A 20,719-nucleotide genomic window follows, 5' to 3' on the forward strand; every position below is an offset into this window, starting at 1 on the left:
CTAAATAAAGGGGTATTCAACCCGGATTGGGTCTAACGCCTCTAGAATACCGATGCACAGGACGGAAATCCGTTCTGCACAATTTCTGCATAAATTCTGCACGGTTATTACATCTGCTAATAGTATTGTTCTGGGTAGGTAATAGGAAAAGCACTTACGCATGACCCGTGAGGCAAGCCCCCCTAATCCCTTGATTTGGGAGTTAAGGTTATGTTTTCTCCACGATTGGAGGACTAAAGAGGTGATTGCGTAAGTTTCCGAAAAATACTTTTCCAGCTCAGGGGGCAGTTGAAGTCAAGGCAATAAGTTCTGATGGGTCAGAGATGGAGGCAAGCCTTGCATGAAAGTGAAACAGTTGTATCATGGGTGGCTCATTGAATTAATCCCAGAGCCAGCGGGCTACTCATTTCGCTGCTGGTTTCCAGGAAAGAAAACGGCTCTGTGCGATCGCCAAACTTATTCTACGAGGGCTCAAGCTCTCAGGGTAGCCAAAGTACGAGCAGATTTAGAAGCTGCGTATTTAGCATTGATCCGGTTCTTGCATGAAATCTATCAAAAGTCTCACCTCACTTCTGATGAACATTTAGCTCTTGCTACCTCAGTTTTAGAATTTGTGATTGTATTGAGTAAAAAATCTCAACGACCTCCAACGTAAGTGGAGGTTATTCAGACCTTTTTTGTTAGAATTTGATTTGCATTCAAGGCTATGAATAGATTACTAAAAACGACCGAAATCCAGAAAAACCAAACTTCATCAGAAGGTCACCCCCTTCTCTGTTTCTACAAAAATACAACTGATAAGATTCAAATTGCTAAAATTTATAGCTTCAAAAATTGCTATTTTGAGCAAGTAATTTTCCCGGCAGAGACTATTCTTTTCAATGCTTATCCAGAAGCTGAGCTGGAAATTTATACAGGTTCGATGATTAGTACCGTTTTAATCGAAAAAATTCTCTGTTCTCAGCTACAAGTGAAAGGGTAATTGGATTATAGTATGGCATTAAAAAGTTAGCCAATACGGCTTGAGTCCGATGAGGGGATTAGAATTAACCCAATCCCCTCGGAATTTAGCTTCTAGACGGGAAGGAAACATCTGCCATCTTTGACCAGTTCTTAAAATTGCGCCTTACCCAGTCCATGCCAACTTCATTATTGAGCTTAATTTTTTGAGGTGTGTTCGGGTAAATCTTGGGCAAAATAGCTGCATCCTGCTCGACGATTACTTTGGCAAAATTGAGAAACTTTTGACCTAGGGGTTTAAAGGCAGGGTGTTTAGGTATCCCGTACATCAGTACGTAGGTTCGTGTCCGAGTTGTAGACTCCGGTACAAACAAGTGGACTTGGGCAACTTTACCCGCCCAGTTTTCTACATGAGCTATTACTAAAGATGGAAAGTGATTTTCCAGATGAGCTTTAATGACCTTTGGCAGCAGAAGCAAATCGGGATTGCTTAGTTTTTCTGATAACTTAGTTGGGGACGTTGGCAAACTGTAAAAAGCGTGGGAATGGTGACCGTCATCAATAAAATTCTCAAACTGCACTTCCTCAATCCTAAATAGAGGGCGATGCGTACCATTTTGGTGATTGTAGTCGTGCATAATTAGCAGCATCGAGAGCAAATCCGTCTCTACACTGAGGTCAGCGGTATGACCAATAAACTTATATTGAGAAGTAATTTCATTGAGAATATTGGGAATTGGGACTTTGGGTTCATACCCGCCATACGACCAAATAAAATCTCCTTGAATCATCAGTTCTAGCGGCTGGAGTTGCGGCAGCGTTTTCTTATTCGACCCTGGTAAAATTGTGCAGCCTTCACCATCAAACTCAAGGGCATGAAACGGGCAAACGACTACACTTGTTTTATCGTCACGCTCCTGACACCACCCTTCAGACAACATTGCCCCCATGTGCGGACAGGCATTCGGTAAAGCGTTAATTTTGCCCATTCGATCTTGCCACAGCACATAGTCTGTACCATAAAGAGATACTTTTTTAGGCTTATTAACCTCCAACATCGATTTGTGTGCCAATAGCCAAGGCGCACCTTCAAGCAGAGACATAGGTGTTGTACTCCTGATTAACTGAATGAATATTTTTTGCCACTGGTTATTTCACCAGAAGCAAGGCCATACGTCCGTATTGAGCAAGATTTTTGTAAAAAATTGCCAGCCGAAATTAGACGCCAGGAAGCATCCAAAAAGCGATGAATGTGCAACAACAGTTGACCTCTTATCGCTCAGTTTGTTGCAATAAATAGGTCTGTGGGAAGTATACGCGTCAATTAAAATGTGAAAAATTTCTCGTATCTATCTAAAATTATGACGGAATATTCATGTTTGTCAAGGCAGAGTTGTAGCTTAGTGCTCACATCTATCAAAGCGGGGCGATCGCACGAGTTACGCTAAATTCATGAACACTTCAAGCTCAAACAATGCATCTCTGCGTCGTCAACCCAAACAGAAACGCAGTCAACAACGGGTTGAGCGGATTTTGCAAGCTGCGGCAGAGCTGTTTGCCTCTGTGGGTTACGAGGCCGCAACAACCCATGCGATCGCAGCGCGTGCGGGAACGGCGATCGGTTCACTTTACCAGTTCTTTCCAGATAAGTTGGCGATTTTTCATGCTCTAGAAGAACGTCACATGGAGCAGGTAAGAGCCATCCACGCCCAGTTAATGACTCCCCAGATGGCTCAACAGCCACTAGAGTCTATGGTTCAGCAGATAGTGGAGACGTTTGCTGTCTACTTCGAGCATCCGGGACCGAAAGTCGTCTACATTCAGTACTGCGTCGCTCCGGAGATGTTTAAGTATTTCGATGAGAGTTTTAATCAATCACTCATCCGAGAGTTTGCGGCACAGTTACGGCTGCGAAACCCTGCTTTGAGTAGGTCAAAAAGCCAACTGCTGGCTGAAGTGTGCCTTCAGTGCTACAACAGTTTGCTGCTGGTAGCATTACGTAGCGATCTCACCCATCGCAAGCAGCTTTATGAGGAGATGCAAGAGCTATTGCTGGCTTATTTGCGTCCTTATGTTGGCGATGAGGTGCTACGGGATGATGGGCAATCTCTCGGCGGAAATCGCATTCCCTACGATAGACCGCTTGCAAAAGTCGAAATTACCTCCTCACTAAAGCTCCGGCTTAATCCCCCCTTATCAAGGGGGGAAAAACTTGAAATCTTGCCCCCTCCCCTTAGCAACCGGAGCTTTAGTGAGGAGAGGGCTGGGGAGGGGTCATTCATGGATTTTTGCAAGAGGTCTGATGTCCTTTGCCAGCAATACCAACTTTCTCAACGCCAATACCAAGCCTTAATATTTGCGATCAAGCAAGGTGGGCTAACCATTCAGAACTTTGAGGAAATTTGCGCGGAGACTTCACGGCGGACGCTACAGCGAGAGTTACGCGAAATGGTGGAGAAGGGTTTGCTGCTGCCTGAGGGAAAGACTAATCGGCTTTACTACCGCCTCAATCCGTTGTGGCTCAAACTTGCGACAAGTTGCGACAATACAAAATAAGTGTCTGTACCGACTGCTATTTGCTAGGGTTCTAGGTCTTTACTTCTGCCATTTGCCCTGGAGCCCTCTACCTTGTCTCCACCAAAAAATGAGTCATTAACCCGGATTTGGCATGAGATGGCTAACTCAGCGATTCAACCAATTTTGCCACTCGTTCCTTAACTTCATCTCGAACACGCTGAAACGTTTCGATTGACTCCCCCTCTGGGTCATCGAGTTGCCAATCTTCAAATACCTCTCGCAATACCCAAGATTCCGGCAAATTCACCCCACAACCGCACACAGAAATCACAGCATCGTACTCTTCGGGATTGAAATCGCTCAACGGTTTAGAGGTTTGGTTACTAATATCAATGCCAATTTCGGACATCACTGCAACAGTAGTCGGATCGACCTGAGAAGCTTCTAGTCCCGAACTACTGACAGCAATTTTGCCTTCTCCCAAAGTCCGAGCAAATCCTTCTGCCATCTGAGAACGGCGGGAATTTTTCTTGCACACAAACATCACTCGTTTCATGATAAACACCTCCTGATTAATACTCCCCACTATCAGTAATTCGTCTCTTCAAAAACTTGTAAAATCTCCCTCATCTCTCTGTTCTTATCCTCAGCGTTCTCTGTGCCTCTGTGGTTCGTTTCTTTCACCAATCAGATCAAACTGCGATATTACCTCAAAGAACCGATACACCGGGGGTCACGTAACGTAGCCTTCTCCGGTTCTCGTGGAAACCACATCGCTGTGCGCTTACACACCTCTACTAGCATCAGCATTACAGGCACTTCAATTAACACACCCACAACAGTAGCAAGTGCCGCCCCCGAATTTAAGCCAAACAGCATAACTGATGTGGCGATCGCAACTTCAAAATGATTACTCGCTCCAATTAGGGCTGCTGGTGCTGCATCTTCATAGGTGAGGTTCAACTTCAACGCAGCAACATAACTGATTAAGAAAATGAAATTCGTTTGAATAAACAGTGGTACTGCAATCAACAAAATGTGCAGGGGATTGTTGACAATCAGTTCCCCTTTGAAGGCAAATAGCAGTACCAGAGTAATCAAAAGGGCTGTAATCGCGATCGGACTGAGATATTTGAGAAACTCTCTTTCAAACCACTCTTTTCCCTGATGTTTAAGAATCCAGTAACGGCTGTACATCCCAGCCACTAAGGGCAAACCGACATAAATCAGCACCGATAGCACAATCGTCTGCCAAGGTACGGTTAAATCATTCGCCGCTAGCAACCATCTTCCCAAGGGTGCATACAGAAACAGCATGGTGAGAGAATTCACTGCCACCATTACCAAGGTGTGCCCCTGATTGCTGTATGAAAGATAGCCCCACATCAGCACCATCGCCGTACAAGGTGCAATCCCCAATAAAATCGTCCCCGCAATGTAAGAATTGGCGAGTGTCACCTCACTACCACGAATCAACTCTGTACCCGTAATTAGAGGGCGAAACAGCCAACCCAGAAAGAATTGAGCAAATGCCACCATCGTGAACGGCTTAATTAACCAGTTCACCACGAGAGTAAGGAGGACGGGTTTGGGTGCTCTGAGTGCATTTGTCGCTTGGGTAAAGTCAATCTTCACCATGATTGGATACATCATGAAGAACAGACAGATGGCGATCGGAATTGACACTTGATAAATGCTCATCGCATCCAAGGCGATCGCAATATTTGGAAATAATCGACCCAAGGCGATGCCTACAAAGATGCAGATAAATACCCAAGCGGTTAAGTATTTTTCAAAAAAACTCAGACTACTCCCTGCTTGAACGGGTACTGCACGACCGGAAGAATTCTTGGTATTCATCGTGAATTGTTAATCGGAATAGGATTTTTTAACGCAGAGGGACACAGAGAAACGCAGAGTTTTGGAGCCAAATTCCTGTTAGTTCTGATTGCATGGGAAACCCTGTCAATCCCAAATGGGTTGATTCTAAAATGTGGCTTGTTTGCGTAATAACTCGCCCAGTGTCAGATTTAGCTGCGCCTGCCCACCAAAAACTGTACCGACTTTGCCGCGATACCAACGATGAAGGCTAACACTCCCAAACGAGTGGCTAACCCTTCAGTTTTCTGATCCATCACTTTCCCCCTGTTCCCTCTGGCTTGAGGCATAACTTAATCATTTCAAAAAAAATTGATTTGTCAAGCCATAAAATTTGGGACTAGGTTAGGGAAACTTTAAGAAAAGTTGATGGAATACAAAGACGCCTTAGCAGGGACGAGCCGGAATAATCGGGCTGAAGCGGCGGAACTCGGCTAGGTACTCCTCTAGAAGCAAGAACTGGGAGAGATTGAGGCTGTAGTAAATCCAGCGACCTTCTTGGCGCGATCGCACCAGTTCAGCTTCCTTGAGGTTTTTGAGATGGAATGACAGCTTGGACTGAGTCACTCCCAAGCGATCGCACAATTCGCAGACGCACAACTCTTGCGATCGCAATAGCTCGATCACCTGAATTCTCAGGGGGTCAGACAAGGCGTGAAAGCCAGAGGCGATAACATCTGAAGTGATGGTTGAAGCTTTTCCCATCAAACTTTATTGAAACGACCTTTTAATTCTAACGGAGTGGATTCAGGCTGAAATTCAAGACTATGACTGTATTTCTTCCGTCTGCTGAATCCCTGCATCCAAAAAACAAGTCGTTAATATAGAAACTGTGGCAATTTGAAGTCTTTAACCCAACAAACAGTGGAAATAGCTTCCGAGCAGAACAATTCAAACTCAAAAAAGCGTTGTGTCCTGGTTTGCCAGCATCGATCTTGTCTGGCGAATGGTGCACAGGCAGTACTCGCTGCCTTTGAGGCGGCTGAGTTAACGGACTTGACCGTCATGGGTGCACGTTGCCAGGGACAATGTACCTCAGGACCAACCGTGCGGATTGTTCCAGAAGAGACGTGGTACTGGCGAGTCAAACCCAGTGATGTCCCGATGATTGTGGAGCAACATCTCAAGGGGGGCAAACCGATAGACGCCAAGCTTAACACCCGGATTCATATACGTTATAGCTACTGAAGTTCCCCTCGTAGAGACTGATGGAACATGGGTGAATAAGTATTCTTGCGATGGATGTGAGGTTGGCACAGGGCATGGTACCCTTCTCACCAACCATTTGGGAGAGAACCCGTGCAAAGACTACTGATTCGTGTGGGGATTGGGGTGTTATTTGCCCTGTTTGGCGTGATTACCTACTTTACTAACGTCGATGTGAACCCAGTAACGGGGGAAAAACAGCGAGTACAGCTCTCTGCGCGCCAGGAAGTCGCGCTCGGTATACAGGCACGGGACAAGATGGCGGCACAACATGGGGGTCTTTACCCAGATTCTAGACTCCAAGCCTATGTTGATCAGGTGGGAGAGCGAGTGGTCAAGCAGTCGCAAGCTTCTGAAGCGCCCTATCCCTTTCAATTCCATTTGCTGCGCGACCCCAAAACAATTAATGCGTTTGCCTTACCCGGAGGGCAGGTTTTTATTACAGCGGCTTTGCTCAATCGCCTCAACTCAGAAGCGCAACTGGCAGGGGTATTGGGGCATGAAGTCGCACATGTGGTGGGGCGACACGGCGCGGAACATCTGGCTAAACAGCAACTGGGGGGATCACTGGTGAATGCGGTCGGCATTGCCGCTAGTGATAATCCAGACAGTGCAAGGCAAGCGGCAGTTGTGGCGCAGGCCGTCAATCAATTGGTTAGCTTACGGTACGGGCGTGAGGATGAATTGGAAAGCGATCGCCTCGGTTTTCAGTTTATGACAAAGGCCGGCTATAACCCAAAAGGGATTGTGGAACTGATGCAAATCCTCGCCTCTGCTAGACAGGGGGGGCAACAACCGGAGTTTTTAAGTTCTCACCCCGACCCGGGGAATCGAGTGCAACGCCTCAATGCTCTGATTGCTGATAGCTTTCCCAATGGTGTTCCTGCCAATCTAGCAGAGGGACGCGAGGAATTTGCCCGAAATGTAAAGACTAGCTTACCCACTCGTTGAGGATTCGCCTTGAAACCTCATTTTTCACCTCTGGGAGTCTATCTTCATGCTGGCGACGTTGCCGCTCAAGTTCAGCCTAAAGTTAGGCTTAAAAATTTCTTAATCAATTGAATAAAACGACTTGTAAGAAGTCAAACGATTAATAAATAGTTAAATAAAGCAAATAGGTAAGCTAGATGAATGACAGCAACCCCAAAAACAATACCAAAGACAAGAAGAAGAAGCCGAGAGGCTAGATAAGTTTGATAACTCATCACTATATAGCTGTAGAAGTTTATGATTTAATGCTGCCTTGAAGCACATCTCACAACCTCTTCCTTCTGTTTTAATTGAGCAGCCGGAAAAAAGATAAAAAGTACATACTTAGAGGTAGTCCTTGAAGTAGGGAAAACTGGGAAACGTTTCTCTCAAAGAATCGTTCTATGGGTAAGAACGTCCCATCAGTTTGGCAACGAGAGCCATTAATTCAGCCGCATCGACGGGTTTGGATAGGTGGAGATGGAACCCGGCAGCCAAGGCGCGATCGCGGTCTTCGTCTCCAGCATAGCCCGTCAGTGCGATCGCCTTCGGCATAGCTTGGCTGAGTGCGGGAATTTTCCCGGCCTGCTCAGCAACCATTGCCCTGATTTGGCGAATCAAATCATAACCGTCCTGAATTGGCATACTAATATCACTGATCAGCACATCGGGTTGAAACGCGGCAAAGGCGGCGATCGCGTCCTCTACTGAACCCGCCGTCTTCACTTGAGCGTCATACTCTTCCAGCAGGAGTTCCATGATCTCACGAACGTCGCTTTGGTCATCCACAACCAGTACCTTCACACCGTTGAGAATACCTGAGGTCTTATTAGTCGCCGATTCCGGCTCACCATCCTTGGGTGGAGTGCGAATGGCTAACAGGGGAAATTGGATCGTAAAAGTTGCCCCTTGTTCCTTACCCAGACTCTCAGCTTGAACCGTGCCACCTTGGAGTTCAACGAGATGACGCACGATCGCTAATCCCAATCCTAGTCCACCCTGTTGACGAGTGCTGGAGCTATCGGCTTGGCGAAAGCGATCAAACACATAGGGTAAAAACTCAGGACAAATGCCAATGCCCGTGTCGCTGACCATCAGGGCAACTTTCGCTCCCCTTCGCGCCAACTGAATTTGAACTCGTCCGCCTTGCGGGGTAAACTTGACCGCATTGGACAACAGATTCCAGATAATCTGCTGCAAGCGCATCGCATCCCCTAAAATGGCACCTGCTTTGGGGTCTAGCTTGCATTCGATCTCAATATCCTTCGTCTGTGCGGCGGGGCGCACGGTAGAAAGAGCCGCCTCAATGACTGGAATGAGTTCGACGGGATGCATATTCAGGGCCAGCTTGCCCGTAACGATGCGGGAAACATCGAGCAAGTCTTCTATGATTTGCGCCAGAGACTTGGCGTTGCGCTCAATGGTTTCCGTTGCTCGTCTGTAGTCATCATCCTTCAACCTCTGGAGTCGCAAAAGTTGCACCCAACCGAACATGGCATTGAGGGGTGTACGCAATTCATGAGAGAGGTTCGCGAGAAACTCATCTTTGAGACGATTGGCTTCTTCGGCTTGGGCACGAGCCGCTCGTTCTTGTGCCAGCAATAGATCTCGCTCTTGCTCTAAACGTTGGGCTCTTTGCCGAAGTTCAGTCCGCTCCAACGCAAACTTTACAGCCGTGGGCAATCGATTATAACGATTAGGAGCCTTGATGATGTAATCATCCAGTCCTGATTTCATGGCTTCCACGGCAATCTCTTCGTTACCGCTGTTGGTAAACATAATCACAGGACACTCAGGATAGCGGGACTTAAACTGCTTGAGTACGGTGAGTCCATCACTCCAGCCCAGTTGATAGTCGGTTATGACCACATCAAAGCCCCCTTGCTCTATGGCTTGTGCAAGGACTTTGGTATTAATGATTTCTTTAACTTGAAGTTCTGTAAATTTTCGCTCCAACTCGCGAATAATTAGCAGGCGGTCAGTCGGGTTGTCATCAATGACAAGGATGTAGGGCATCGGCTTTGTAAGGAATGTTCAAACTGCTCTTTGTGCAAGGCGTTTGAATCAATAGTTCTATAACAATATAAAATAGGCGTTAACTATACTGAACTTCTGGCGGTTCATTGAGCATTAGCCAGTATAGGTTAAGAGTCTTCAACATTTCTACTAAAGCCGCGAAACCAATCGGTTTGACTAAATAAGAATTAGCCCCTAACTCATAAGCTTGGTTAACATCAAATACTTCTCTCGACGACGTTAACATAATGACCGGCAGACGTTTGAGGTCGGGTTGCTGTCGGAGCCATTCTAGGACTTCATGACCTGAGCGGCGGGGCAGCTTTAGGTCTAGTAGCATGAGCATGGGTAGGGGATAGCGTTCTCGGTCTAAATATTCTCTTTCACCACTAAGATACAGAACCGCTGCATCTCCATCTCTAACAATTTGTAGAGAAATATGGGATAAGTCTGCTTGGCGAAAGGCACGTTGAATTAAAAGAATATCAGCCGGATTATCTTCTACGAGCAAAATTGTCTGTGTCATCATTTCTAAGGCACCTCCATTAGCTTAACTTCAGCCTAGGAGATTTCAGCTCATTTGCTTTGATAGGTGATGTGTCGTATTGTATAAGCCTACTGACTTTCACTCCAAATCGACTGCCTTGGCCGAGTTGAGATTGTACTCTGATGCTGTCCCCCATCCGCTTGAGTTCTTTCTCCAGAATGACTGATCCAATCTCCGTTCCTGAGTACGCTTCAATCCCATGTAGCCGATCAAAACAACGAGCCATCCTTGTCAACTCGCCCACCCGCCGCCGCACACAACCCTTGTGTAGCTGCGATGCACAGGAGTGGCTCAGATTTACCTGGCTCCAGTTTTGATAATTCCAACTTTTGAAGTGGCGAAACCAGCGGGCTTTCTCTGGAGACGCTTCATCACACAATTAGACGAAAAGGTAAATTTAGCTCAGAAAATTTTACCTCCTTTGAAAACAGCAGCTTTCTTAAGTCAATTGTCTATTGATGGGTCTCAAATTAGCCCTATCTTTTAAAATTGTTTACGTAAAAAAAACCATCTGGATATTTATCGGCGTGCTATCGGCTCTTGAACATCATAGAGAGTAGAAGCAAGCTCTTCAATTTCTGGCTCAGTGGCCTGAAGATGTTGCTCTAAAATGGCTAGATTGCGGATATTCGACTTGTAATAAGCGTCGAACAAATCACCAACCAGAGGTAGTGTACCCACAACAGCTTCCAGACCAATATTCAAGATCATTCTTTGGAGATCTTGACTGGGAATGCCAAAGCGAGTTGCTAGATAAATAATGTAAGCCGAAAAACCTGTACTAATTATGTCCCCTGCACCTGGGATTAGACCGATGATTGGGTCTAACCCAATACGAAATTTGGTGCCAGGGATACCAATAGCTGTATCCATCAAGCGGCTGAGTTTGCGGATACGATTGAGGGTCGCGAGACGTTCTATAGTATTAGTATTCATAAAATTAATAGTGGCACAGTCAATCTGCCGAGCTTTCTACCCGAAGAATGAATTGAGCTGAAGCAGGAAGGGTGAAGCCCAAAACAACTATTGCCTCCGGGTTAATTAATCTTTAATCTCAAACAAGAATGTAGGGAATGTTGTGAAAAATCGGCTGGCAAAGCGACGCTGTTGAAACTGAATGCGGAATTTCTAATTCGAGAGTTGGGCGCTCTAATTTCTTTATATTTTCTTTATTTTTAAGGTTTGAACAGTTGGTTAGAATATAAGGTTTAAAAGTTACGAGCAAGCAATGTTTTTGTCACTTCTATCTAAAGAATGATTTAGATTCTGTCGCAAGAGCGAGAAAGAATTGACGAAAAGATTGGTAACTTTAAAGACGAAAAGAAAAGGTACTGGATGGGAGTTTTACCGCTGTGACCCATACTTGTACATCAAAGCAGAGCGATGTCAGATGTACAGACAGTGCATATAACTAACAGACATCAACGGTGTGGAGTTTTTATCGCTTACTCCACTTTGTGACTACCGACGGGGGTCTAAAATCCCCAGCAGAGCGGTCATTGGTAGGAGACGTCAGGATGTCATCATAAAAAACCCAATAATGACGCCCATTCCGTCTTGGCTCAATTTGGCCCAAGGCGGAATAGCCGTATCAGAAACCTATCTGGAATAAATGCTTGAAACCCCTCCCATCCCTCCCGTGAATAAAAGGCTTCGTCCTCTGCCATCTCCCCTAAAAGGGGAGAGCCAGAGGGGTGGGGTAGAAGCAAGATGTCTTTGCCCTTAGAATCAATCGCTCTACAAATGTTTAAAAGTACGATCGCTTAGGCATGAATTCGACCATCAGGTAAGATGGCTCCAGACAAATTGGCTCCTGTTAGTTTGACCAAAATTCGATCGCCTGTCCCAACTTTAGCTCCCCTTAAGTCAGCACCACTCAAATCAGCGCCACTCAAATCAGCTCCAATTAAGTTAGCGTCCCTTAAGTTAGCTTGATTCAGGTTGGCTTGAAATAGGTTCGCTCTAAAAAGATTTGCCTTTTCCAAGTTCGCTCCCTGAAGATTGACCTTATGCAAAAAGCTATCACTCAAGTTCGCATTACTTAGATTTGCATGACTCAAATTGCGTCCTGACAAATCTTTTTCTTTTAAGTCAGCTCCTCGAAAGTCGGCTCCACTCAAATCAGGATTGGGTGATCGAGTTTGGGAGTAAGATTGCGATCGCGATTGTGCCGTGGTTTCCCTTTGGGAGTATCGCTCTTGGGAGCGGGGTTGTGTATATTGAGCACGTTGCGGTGCAGGAGAAGGCGATCGCGTAGTTTGTGCTGTTTGATTTTGACCCTTGCGTCGAGCCGAGCGCAACAGATCGCGAGCGTGATTAATCTCCTTGAGTTTTTCCGCTGCTTTTTCCCGCAGCCGAGAATTATCGCTGGGAACGCGATCGGGATGCCAAATAAACGCCAAATCTTTATAAGCCTGGTTCACCTCTTCGAGAGAGGCTCCTGGCTCTAACCCCAGTATTCTATAGCAATGATCTAGCTCGTTCATCACCGTCCTTAAACCGCCTTAACACTAGGCTTCAATTATCTGTGCCACAATCTTGCCTGAACTCATCACCCCAGGTAATCCTGCACCCGGATGAGTTCCCGCACCAACTCAGTAGAGATTGGGTATATCTTCACTGCGGTTGTGGGGATGTAATTAGGCGGATTGTGTGGGAATGGGTTCGACACAAAAAACACTACCCAAGTGACTATTCACAGTATCGCGGAAGTGCAGAGGGGGGATGTCGTGTTTTGTAACGATATGTTTAGCTCAGTGGGTATAGGGCATGATATTATCCTATGCCTACATCTCGCCCACAATTTGATCATGATTCAGAAAGGCAGATCGAGCAGGAGTCCCTGATTTTCTGGATAATGCTGGGGATTTTCTGGATCATCTGCCCAACGCCAAGGATTTTCTACAATATATCGTCGGATATTATGCACAGATGCTTCATCGCGGCTGATGTGTTCGTAAAGAGCGCGATGCCAAATTAATGATGTGTATTTGGTATTGCAAATAGCATTAATTCTTTTAGTAACAGCGCTTTTATAAGAACGAATCACCGTAGGGATAGAACCGGATACAGGTTTACCAAATTTTTCTGTTTTGGGGATATGATTTTGTTCTATCGTAGGGGCACGGCATTGCCGTGCCCTAATCAAGGTATCGCTAATCACCAAAATTCCATGTAGATGATTCGGCATTATTACAAAAACATCTAATTCAACATGGGGAAAATGATCGGGAATTGTCTGCCAACAGGTGAAGGCAATATTACCCAAAGAATTTAAATGCATTTCGCCCTTGACCACATCACCAAATAGACATTGCCGCGCCTTGGTACAGAGGGTAATATAATAGGCTCCCGGTTGGGTGTAATCGTATTCTTTTAGACGAATAGAACGGCGGTGATGTTTTTCGGGAGCATAGGGCATAGTTGAGATGGATGCGATCGCGAAGTTGTTTGACATAAGGGCACGGCAATGCCGTGCCCCTACAAAATTTCGGATTGATTATTAATCCAAAATCTAAAATCTAAAATCCCTACGCCCCTTCGCGCAATTTATCCAACACTCCCCGGTCTTCCAACGTCGAAGTATCACCCGCAACTTCCTGACCGGCGGCAAGATTTCGCAACAACCGACGCATAATCTTACCCGATCGCGTCTTGGGCAGCGCATCCGTAAACCGAATTTCACCGGGACGTGCGATCGCACCTATCTCCTGCACTACATGCTGCTTCAGTTCCTTGGCTAACTCCTCACTCGGAGTGTGATCGCCTTCGAGGGTAACAAAAGCAAACACTTCTTCCCCTTTTAACTCATCCGGCTTCCCAACCACCGCCGCTTCAGCCACCGCTGGGTGAGAGACTAGCGCTGACTCAATTTCCATTGTGCCCAGACGGTGTCCAGCCACGCTAATCACGTCATCCACGCGCCCCATCACCCAGAAGTAACCATCTTCATCCTTCCTCGCACCATCCCCCGCAAAATAGACATACTCCCCATCTTTGGGTGTAATGTGTTCCCAGTAGGTGCGACGGAAGCGATCAGGGTCACCGTAAACTGTTCGCATCATCCCCGGCCAAGGGTGCTTCACCACTAAATAACCGCCCTGGTTATCCCCAACTGAATTCCCCTCCAAATTCACAACATCAGTAAGAATTCCGGGGAAAGGACGAGTGGCAGAACCGGGTTTCGTGGGGATGGCACCAGGTAGGGGAGTAATCATAATCCCGCCGGTTTCCGTTTGCCACCAAGTATCGACAATCGGACAGCGTTCACCGCCAATCACGCGGTGGTACCACATCCAAGCTTCGGGATTAATCGGTTCTCCCACCGTTCCCAGCAGTCGCAAGGAAGAAAGATTACGCGCCTTGGGATGCTGTTCACCCATCTTAATAAAAGCGCGAATCGCCGTGGGGGCGGTGTAGAAGATGTTAACTCCGTGTTTTTCAATCACATCCCAGAAGGCACCGGGATTTGAACCACGAGGAGCACCTTCGTACATCAATGTAGTAGCACCATTGGACAAGGGGCCATAAACAATGTAGCTGTGACCGGTAATCCACCCCACATCAGCGGTACACCAATAGACATCCGTATCCTGGAGGTCAAAAATCCACTTGGTTGTCATGTGGGTGTAGAGGTTGTAACCCGCCGTGGTGTGCACAACACCCTTGGGCTTGCCGGTGCTGCCACTGGTGTAGAGAATGAACAGCATATCCTCACTATCCATCGGTTCGGCAGGGCAATCGGCTGACACACCTTTGTGTAACTCATGCCACCAATGGTCGCGTCCGGGTTCCATGTGGGTTTTTTGTTTGGTACGCTCAACCACGAGGACGTTTTCGACGCTGGGGACGGCACCATTAGCTAAGGCTTTGTCTACTTGATCTTTGAGAGGAACGATCGCATCTTTGCGCCACCCGCCATCCGCAGTCACTACCAACTTAGCTTCGCCATCAATTAAGCGATCGCGCAAGGCTTCCGCACTAAATCCCCCGAATACTACGCTATGAGCCGCACCAATTCTGGCACAAGCGAGCATTGCGATCGCCGCTTCTGGAATCATGGGCATGTAGATACCCACGCGATCGCCTTTTTGCACACCCAGTTGTTTCAACACATTGGCAAACTGGCAAACTTCCCGGTGCAATTGGGCATACGTCAGAGTCCGCGAGTCTCCCGGTTCCCCTTCCCAAATCAATGCCGCCTTATTCCGACGCCATGTCGTCAGATGCCGGTCAAGACAGTTGTAAGAAATATTAATTTTCCCGCAGACAAACCACTTGGCAAACGGCGGTTGCCAGTCGAGTACGGTATCCCACTTCTGGAACCAGTCCAACTCAGTTTCCGCTAAATCAGCCCAAAACTTTTGGGGGTCAGCTTTCGCCTTATCGTAGAGTTGTTGGTACTCTTCCAGACTCTTGATGTGAGCTTTCTGGGAAAACTCAGTAGAGGGTGGGAATAACCGCTTTTCTTGAAGGATTGATTCTATGGTGGGCTGAGACATAACACCAAATGCTAGAACTAAGTCGAATCTTCTAGAGTATCGCAAGTATTATCCCTTCAAAAGGATACTTCTTTCTTTCTATAGATTGATACCCAGGATTTTGAGTTTCTTTAAGCTTTAGAACCCATCCTTGAAGCTGTGGTAGACTTGCCACGAATCAAAATCAGTGAAGACGACGCATGACGCTGCCGCTTAGTAAAAAGTACTCATGAATAGACCTCTGGCAAACGTCGAATTCACCCCCCTTCCCTGTATTTTGGGGGAAACTAACTCCCTCCCCGCGAATTCGAGGACCGGAGCTTTAGTGAGGATTGGGTTGGGGTGCTTTGTTTTGTATTTTTGCAATAGTTCTAATAAGGACACATATCAATAATTTTTCCAACCTGACTATCTGAAAAAGAAAATTCCTGGGAAAAAGCTATCTTTGCTTGTCCTTCAATGTCGATGATTTTTAAGAATTTTCCCCAACGAGTAACAACGAACAAGTAATTAGCGTAGGGCTTAATCAGAAATCCTTCACTCGTCAAATCTAAATCTAAAAAATCTGAAAACGATATTTCATGATTCTCACTTTCAATTTTAGCTAAGAAATATTTTCCCTCTTTACCGATAACCACTGCCCCGATAGGAGGTAGATTAGTTATCGCTAAAATCCGAAACCCTTCTTCTAGAATTAGGCTGTCTTTATTTATAAATTGTTCTTCTATTATTCCTTCTTCTTCTGTCTCTAATTCTTTAAGCATCCTGAGACTTTCTTCTATCCTTGCCTCATCTATTTTATATAAACTCTTAATTTTTGGTCTTGGAGTGAGTTCTTTTTGCGCTGCTCGTTGATTAATTTCGTGGTCATATTCTACTACTTCGTATCCTTCGACGAGGGATTCATCGTCTGAAAAGCCAAATACAAATTCCTCTTGTTTTTTAAGTCATAAAAAATGTAGTTAGAAAACATGCAGACAAATTGATGACCCGTGTTATAATCGTCTCTTAGGATATCATTAATAATAACCTCAGCTTTTTTTTCATAGTTTCCTGTTAAACCATTAAAAGCAAAGTTTATTAATCCCTTTGAAAAAGCAACAATTAAACCTATTGAAAAATTAGTTTTCATAATCCTGAAATCTGCCGAATAAAAAGTTACCGCCACTAACCCACTAGAGAGTGTCCAGTAGTCTTTCCAATATAGTCTAAAATTTGTTGGTAAGCTTCTGGATTATTTTGTCGATGAATCACAACCGGAACCTTAGCATTGGGTAACGAAAACATCAACCGACCATTTTCAGCACAAGCAAAACTACTGATGCCATCTAGATTAACGACATAAGTATTTCGATCAAAAACAAATTTAATCCAAGTGTGCTTCATAGTGCGGTAGGTTGCTTCAACGCCACGATGAGTCGGCTAAATCGGCCTTTTTGAGGCACTTTCCCAGCCGGATAGATAAATGCTAAAAGTTTGAATCATAATGCACGAGAGAGGATACCGACGATTGAGGCTCCCTCATGCAGGCTGCGGAGTGTGGCCAACAAATCAGTAGAATTGACCCTTTAAGAGATTATGATGATTTCGGCTTTCGGTATGACAAACAGAACTAGTTATGAGGCTCACAGAACCGATCGCGGCTTCAATGCATCCCAATTTGAGGCTACAGATGTGTTGCAGGGTTCCTGAAAACGACCTTACTGAAGAGGGTTGCGAAAACTCCTATGCTCTACTCCGGGAGTAAGCTTACTTACAGGACTGATGATCTGAGTGTGTAATGTTCATCCACTCTTTAGCCAATCGGGTTTTTAAGGTCTCGGAAAAAGTACCACTCCGCATTCTGCTGGTGGTGCCGTTCGTCCTCCAGATCTGTGCCGTTGTAGGAGTTACAGGGTGGATCTCCCTACGCAGTGGACAGAAAGCAGTTCAGGAGGTCACAACCCAGTTACATCGAGAAATCACCCAGCGTCTTGAGCAGCACCTCAATTCTTACCTGAAAGTCCCTCAAATCGCCAACCACCTGAATGCCGATGCTATCAATCTCGGTTTATTAAATATCAACGATCTTCCAACTTTAGAGCGCTACTTCTGGAATCAACTCCAAACCTTTGATTCCCTAGGTTACTTAGCCTTAGGCAAAGAAAATGGGGATTATGTTGAGGTTTTGCGTCAGAACGACGGTCAATTTTTAGTCAGGGTTAAGGATGCGGCGACGGGTACATCCCGTCATACCTATACCCTTTCCGAGGAGGGAAAACGAGGGAAGTTTTTGCATAGCGAACCGGATTATGACCCTCGGCGGCGAGCCTTTTATCAAACCGCTGTGAAAGTAGGGGGGCCGACTTGGACGGATGTCTATCTATGGATTGAGAATCGAGAACTCAGCACCGATGCCGTCCGTCCCATCTTTGAACGCACCGGAACCCTACAAGGCGTTTTGGATGCGGGTTCCAGCCTTTCCCAGATCGGTGCATTCTTGCAGCGCTTAAAAATTGCACAGACGGGACAGACCTTTATTATCGAACGCACTGGAGAGTTAATTGCCACCTCGACACCAGAGAAACCCTTTGTAATTGAAGACGGTACGACGAAACGCCTCCAGGCATCCAAAAGCCGCAATTCCCTAACTCGACGCACCACGCGGTATTTGACCCAACGCTTCGGCGACCTCTCTGAGATTAACAGCAGTCAGCAGCTTACCTTTAAGATTGAAAATCGACGACAATTCCTGCGAGTCACCCCACTCCGAGAAGGAAACAATGAATTAACCGATGCGGCGCTGCTACCTGACTGGCTGATGGTGGTGGTTGTGCCTGAGACGGATTTTCAGGAACGCATTGATCAGAACACTCGCTCTACCATCATGCTCTGCTTGGGTGCCTTGGTGTTGGCCACCTTGTTGGGGTGTTTGACGTACCAGTGGATTACTCAACCCATTCTACGTCTGGCGGCGGCGGCTACTGCTCTGACAAGAGGGGAATGGAACCAGACTGTACCCATTGAGCGCTGTGATGAACTCGGTGTTCTGGCTAGAGCCTTTTATCATATGGCTCAGCAGTTACAAGGTTCCTTTGTCACCCTCTCTCAACGCCAAGCCACTCTGGCTGAAGCCCAAAGAATTGCTCATGTGGGGAGTGGGGAACTGGATTTAACCACGAATCGGATTACGGGCTCGGAAGAACTCTTGCGGATCTTTGGCTTGGAGCCAGGGGAGATGCCACGCGATTACAGCGAATATATGCAACAGATCCATCCAGAGGATGTGGACGCTGCCACTCAAGCGATCGCTCACGTCATCCAACAAGGGGAACCTTGTGAATTTGACTGTCGCCTGCAACGACCCGATGGTTCGATTCGATATATTTCTACAAAATGGCAACCTACTTTTGATCGCCAAGGTCAACTCATTCGGTATTTTGCCACGGTGATGGATATCACCGATCGCAAACTGGCGGCACAAGCGCTGCAACAAGCCAAGTTAGATTTAGAAATTCGGGTGCAAGAGCGAACGGCTGAATTGAGCCAAGCCTTAGAGCAGTTGCAGCAATCGGAAATGCAACTCAAGGCACAAGCACTCCAACTACAACATGCCCTGGCGGATCTGCAACAAACCCAGGCACAACTGATTCATACAGAAAAAATGTCGTCACTGGGGCAATTGGTAGCGGGGATTGCCCATGAAATTAACAATCCGGTGAGTTTCATCTACGGGAATCTATCCCATGCCAAGGATTACAGCACCGACCTTTTCCGAGTTTTGCAGCTTTATCAGGAACATTATCCCTTACCGCCACCGAGCATCCAGCAGGAGATCGAAGCGATTGAGCTGGATTTTTTGATGGACGATTTTCCCCAGTTACTGAGTTCCATGCAAGTGGGTGCCGAGCGCATCCGTGAGATTGTGCGATTACTCAGGAATTTTGCTCGCTATGACGAGGCTCAGATGAAAGAGGTGAATATCCATGAGGGAATAGACAGCACCTTGATGATTCTGCAAAGCCGACTCTGTGAAATTACTGGATACCCGGCGATTAAGGTGATCAAGGAGTATGGGGATTTGCCCCTGGTGGAGTGCTATGCCGGTCAGCTCAATCAGGTGTTTATGAATATTTTGACGAATGCGATCGATGCGATTGCGGCTCGCTGTAAGACTCAGGTGTCCCCAGAAAACAGAGTCAAGCATCCGGAGGCAGATGAGGGGTTTGTACCTTGTATTCAGATTTGCACGGGGATGATAGAACTGAGGAGTCAAGAGGATGGACATCCAGCTTCATCCCTAATCCCGCGCCTGTTTATTCGGATTTCTGACAATGGGTGCGGGATGGGTGAGTCAGTACGCTCTCGGATTTTCGACCCATTCTTTACGACTAAACCGATTGGCACGGGTACGGGGTTAGGTTTAACAACGAGTTACCAGATTGTCGTCGAGCATCACAAGGGTCGATTAGAAGTGACATCGTTAGAGGGACAAGGTAGCGAGTTTGCGATCGAGCTGCCGCTTCGGCCCCATCAAGGGCAGCGGGGAGAAAAAGCTTAACAATTATTTTATAATTTAGGGTAGAGGTGCTTTTTCCAAGGACAGTTGGCTCGCAGCAGATCGCAAACAGCCCGTTAAATCCATCGTTCAGGCGACGCCCAAGCGCAGTGCGATCGCTTGCACCAGCTTAACAATTTCAAACGTCACGAAGACACTGAGAATGACTGTCACTAAATTATTCAGGAGGCGGGTGTTGCCGTAGCCAAAGAGAGAGGCGACAAACTTGAGGGCAACAAAGAATAACCCGATCAGGACAGCGATTTGCAGGGGTGTCATATTTCTCTTTCTGAGCAACAATCAACTATTGAACGACCTTTTGCCGTTCTTGGCAAACTCCAAGGGATGACTCCTTGATGGTGCAATTGCTATGTCCTGAAGATGCGATCGCGCTCAACTCGGCTAATCTAAGAGTCCGGCAGGTTAATTCTGATAATTGGACAACAGCTTAGTGGCTGTGGTTAGAGATGGTTTTGCCGCTGATGGGGATGCCGACTGATACTCAGAAAGATTCGCAATCGCCCACAGACAGGCTGTAATGAACATGCTAGAGAGTAGACGCCTCTTCATAGCTACCTCGTACCCATTGTTTTACCTATCTACTTACCT

General features: G+C 46.4%; 19 protein-coding genes. 6 read left to right on the top strand and 13 right to left on the bottom strand.

Annotated features, from left to right (window positions below; genetic code table 11):
• Positions 1 to 340 precede the first annotated feature (340 nt).
• A complete protein-coding gene (locus NDI48_07310; GenBank protein MEP0831018.1) occupies positions 341 to 655 on the top strand; it encodes a hypothetical protein in 315 nt (104 codons plus the stop codon).
• Positions 656 to 706: 51 nt separating this feature from the next.
• Positions 707 to 982 carry a DUF1830 domain-containing protein gene (locus NDI48_07315; protein MEP0831019.1) on the top strand — a complete coding sequence of 92 codons (276 nt, stop codon included), beginning with the start codon at positions 707 to 709 and terminating at the stop codon, positions 980 to 982.
• Positions 983 to 1,067: 85 nt separating this feature from the next.
• Here NDI48_07315 and NDI48_07320 read toward each other — a convergent pair whose 3' ends face one another.
• A complete protein-coding gene (locus tag NDI48_07320) occupies positions 1,068 to 2,063 on the bottom strand; it encodes a Rieske 2Fe-2S domain-containing protein (protein ID MEP0831020.1) in 996 nt (331 codons plus the stop codon).
• Between the two features lie 349 nt (positions 2,064 to 2,412).
• On the opposite strand from NDI48_07320, the gene NDI48_07325 reads away from it, so the two are divergent.
• A complete protein-coding gene (locus NDI48_07325; protein MEP0831021.1) occupies positions 2,413 to 3,516 on the top strand; it encodes a TetR/AcrR family transcriptional regulator in 1,104 nt (367 codons plus the stop codon).
• Between the two features lie 121 nt (positions 3,517 to 3,637).
• Here NDI48_07325 and arsC read toward each other — a convergent pair whose 3' ends face one another.
• The 3 genes from arsC to NDI48_07340 form a co-directional block, all read right to left on the bottom strand.
• Positions 3,638 to 4,033 carry an arsenate reductase, glutathione/glutaredoxin type gene (arsC, locus tag NDI48_07330; protein ID MEP0831022.1) on the bottom strand — a complete coding sequence of 132 codons (396 nt, stop codon included), beginning with the start codon at positions 4,031 to 4,033 and terminating at the stop codon, positions 3,638 to 3,640.
• A 149-nt stretch (positions 4,034 to 4,182) separates the two neighbouring features.
• On the bottom strand, positions 4,183 to 5,337 hold the full coding sequence (gene arsB / locus NDI48_07335; GenBank protein MEP0831023.1) for an ACR3 family arsenite efflux transporter: 1,155 nt from the start codon (positions 5,335 to 5,337) through the stop codon (positions 4,183 to 4,185).
• 405 nt (positions 5,338 to 5,742) lie between these two features.
• A complete protein-coding gene (locus NDI48_07340; GenBank protein MEP0831024.1) occupies positions 5,743 to 6,060 on the bottom strand; it encodes a metalloregulator ArsR/SmtB family transcription factor in 318 nt (105 codons plus the stop codon).
• Positions 6,061 to 6,219: 159 nt separating this feature from the next.
• On the opposite strand from NDI48_07340, the gene NDI48_07345 reads away from it, so the two are divergent.
• Positions 6,220 to 6,543, top strand: a complete 324-nt coding sequence (locus NDI48_07345) for a (2Fe-2S) ferredoxin domain-containing protein (GenBank protein ID MEP0831025.1) — start codon at positions 6,220 to 6,222, stop codon at positions 6,541 to 6,543.
• 111 nt (positions 6,544 to 6,654) lie between these two features.
• Positions 6,655 to 7,512, top strand: coding sequence for a M48 family metallopeptidase (locus NDI48_07350; GenBank protein ID MEP0831026.1), 858 nt, complete (start codon positions 6,655 to 6,657; stop codon positions 7,510 to 7,512).
• Between the two features lie 420 nt (positions 7,513 to 7,932).
• Here the strand turns inward: NDI48_07350 and NDI48_07355 are convergent, their stop codons facing one another.
• The 8 genes from NDI48_07355 to NDI48_07390 all read right to left on the bottom strand — a co-directional run bounded on the left by NDI48_07355 (position 7,933) and on the right by NDI48_07390 (position 16,959).
• A complete protein-coding gene (locus NDI48_07355; GenBank protein ID MEP0831027.1) occupies positions 7,933 to 9,546 on the bottom strand; it encodes a response regulator in 1,614 nt (537 codons plus the stop codon).
• Positions 9,547 to 9,625: 79 nt separating this feature from the next.
• Complete coding sequence (locus NDI48_07360) at positions 9,626 to 10,072, bottom strand: response regulator (protein ID MEP0831028.1); 447 nt, start codon at positions 10,070 to 10,072, stop codon at positions 9,626 to 9,628.
• 540 nt (positions 10,073 to 10,612) lie between these two features.
• Entirely contained in the window at positions 10,613 to 11,029 is a 417-nt protein-coding gene (locus NDI48_07365) for a DUF4112 domain-containing protein (protein MEP0831029.1), read from the bottom strand.
• An 827-nt stretch (positions 11,030 to 11,856) separates the two neighbouring features.
• Positions 11,857 to 12,579 (bottom strand): pentapeptide repeat-containing protein, encoded by a 723-nt coding sequence (locus NDI48_07370; protein ID MEP0831030.1) that lies wholly within the window; start codon positions 12,577 to 12,579, stop codon positions 11,857 to 11,859.
• Positions 12,580 to 12,908: 329 nt separating this feature from the next.
• The gene (locus tag NDI48_07375; protein ID MEP0831031.1) at positions 12,909 to 13,550 is read right to left on the bottom strand and encodes a transposase; all 642 of its coding nucleotides are present in this window, start codon (positions 13,548 to 13,550) and stop codon (positions 12,909 to 12,911) included.
• A 73-nt stretch (positions 13,551 to 13,623) separates the two neighbouring features.
• Positions 13,624 to 15,594 carry an acetate--CoA ligase gene (acs, locus tag NDI48_07380; GenBank protein ID MEP0831032.1) on the bottom strand — a complete coding sequence of 657 codons (1,971 nt, stop codon included), beginning with the start codon at positions 15,592 to 15,594 and terminating at the stop codon, positions 13,624 to 13,626.
• Positions 15,595 to 15,944: 350 nt separating this feature from the next.
• Positions 15,945 to 16,337, bottom strand: a complete 393-nt coding sequence (locus NDI48_07385; protein MEP0831033.1) for a hypothetical protein — start codon at positions 16,335 to 16,337, stop codon at positions 15,945 to 15,947.
• 403 nt (positions 16,338 to 16,740) lie between these two features.
• Entirely contained in the window at positions 16,741 to 16,959 is a 219-nt protein-coding gene (locus NDI48_07390) for a hypothetical protein (GenBank protein ID MEP0831034.1), read from the bottom strand.
• A gap of 394 nt (positions 16,960 to 17,353) precedes the next feature.
• Between NDI48_07390 and NDI48_07395 the strand changes: the two genes are divergently transcribed.
• Positions 17,354 to 20,113, top strand: coding sequence for an ATP-binding protein (locus tag NDI48_07395; protein ID MEP0831035.1), 2,760 nt, complete (start codon positions 17,354 to 17,356; stop codon positions 20,111 to 20,113).
• A gap of 87 nt (positions 20,114 to 20,200) precedes the next feature.
• Here the strand turns inward: NDI48_07395 and NDI48_07400 are convergent, their stop codons facing one another.
• Positions 20,201 to 20,389 carry a hypothetical protein gene (locus NDI48_07400; GenBank protein MEP0831036.1) on the bottom strand — a complete coding sequence of 63 codons (189 nt, stop codon included), beginning with the start codon at positions 20,387 to 20,389 and terminating at the stop codon, positions 20,201 to 20,203.
• Positions 20,390 to 20,719: the final 330 nt, after the last annotated feature.

Origin of the sequence: Microcoleus sp. AS-A8 (assembly GCA_039962225.1) — a bacterium.
Taxonomy (GTDB): domain Bacteria; phylum Cyanobacteriota; class Cyanobacteriia; order Cyanobacteriales; family Coleofasciculaceae; genus Allocoleopsis.

What these genes read in the sequence shown, in the direction of transcription:
- NDI48_07325 (MEP0831021.1), top strand. Translation starts at nt 2,413, where the DNA reads ATGAACACTTCAAGCTCAAACAATGCATCTCTGCGTCGTCAACCCAAA.
- acs (MEP0831032.1), bottom strand. Translation starts at nt 15,594, where the DNA reads ATGTCTCAGCCCACCATAGAATCAATCCTTCAAGAAAAGCGGTTATTC.
- NDI48_07320 (MEP0831020.1), bottom strand. Translation starts at nt 2,063, where the DNA reads ATGTCTCTGCTTGAAGGTGCGCCTTGGCTATTGGCACACAAATCGATG.
- NDI48_07315 (MEP0831019.1), top strand. Translation starts at nt 707, where the DNA reads ATGAATAGATTACTAAAAACGACCGAAATCCAGAAAAACCAAACTTCA.
- NDI48_07310 (MEP0831018.1), top strand. Translation starts at nt 341, where the DNA reads ATGAAAGTGAAACAGTTGTATCATGGGTGGCTCATTGAATTAATCCCA.
- NDI48_07395 (MEP0831035.1), top strand. Translation starts at nt 17,354, where the DNA reads ATGTTCATCCACTCTTTAGCCAATCGGGTTTTTAAGGTCTCGGAAAAA.
- NDI48_07370 (MEP0831030.1), bottom strand. Translation starts at nt 12,579, where the DNA reads ATGAACGAGCTAGATCATTGCTATAGAATACTGGGGTTAGAGCCAGGA.
- arsB (MEP0831023.1), bottom strand. Translation starts at nt 5,337, where the DNA reads ATGAATACCAAGAATTCTTCCGGTCGTGCAGTACCCGTTCAAGCAGGG.
- NDI48_07355 (MEP0831027.1), bottom strand. Translation starts at nt 9,546, where the DNA reads ATGCCCTACATCCTTGTCATTGATGACAACCCGACTGACCGCCTGCTA.
- NDI48_07365 (MEP0831029.1), bottom strand. Translation starts at nt 11,029, where the DNA reads ATGAATACTAATACTATAGAACGTCTCGCGACCCTCAATCGTATCCGC.
- NDI48_07375 (MEP0831031.1), bottom strand. Translation starts at nt 13,550, where the DNA reads ATGTCAAACAACTTCGCGATCGCATCCATCTCAACTATGCCCTATGCT.
- NDI48_07390 (MEP0831034.1), bottom strand. Translation starts at nt 16,959, where the DNA reads ATGAAGCACACTTGGATTAAATTTGTTTTTGATCGAAATACTTATGTC.
- NDI48_07385 (MEP0831033.1), bottom strand. Translation starts at nt 16,337, where the DNA reads ATGCTTAAAGAATTAGAGACAGAAGAAGAAGGAATAATAGAAGAACAA.
- NDI48_07340 (MEP0831024.1), bottom strand. Translation starts at nt 6,060, where the DNA reads ATGGGAAAAGCTTCAACCATCACTTCAGATGTTATCGCCTCTGGCTTT.
- NDI48_07400 (MEP0831036.1), bottom strand. Translation starts at nt 20,389, where the DNA reads ATGACACCCCTGCAAATCGCTGTCCTGATCGGGTTATTCTTTGTTGCC.
- NDI48_07360 (MEP0831028.1), bottom strand. Translation starts at nt 10,072, where the DNA reads ATGACACAGACAATTTTGCTCGTAGAAGATAATCCGGCTGATATTCTT.
- arsC (MEP0831022.1), bottom strand. Translation starts at nt 4,033, where the DNA reads ATGAAACGAGTGATGTTTGTGTGCAAGAAAAATTCCCGCCGTTCTCAG.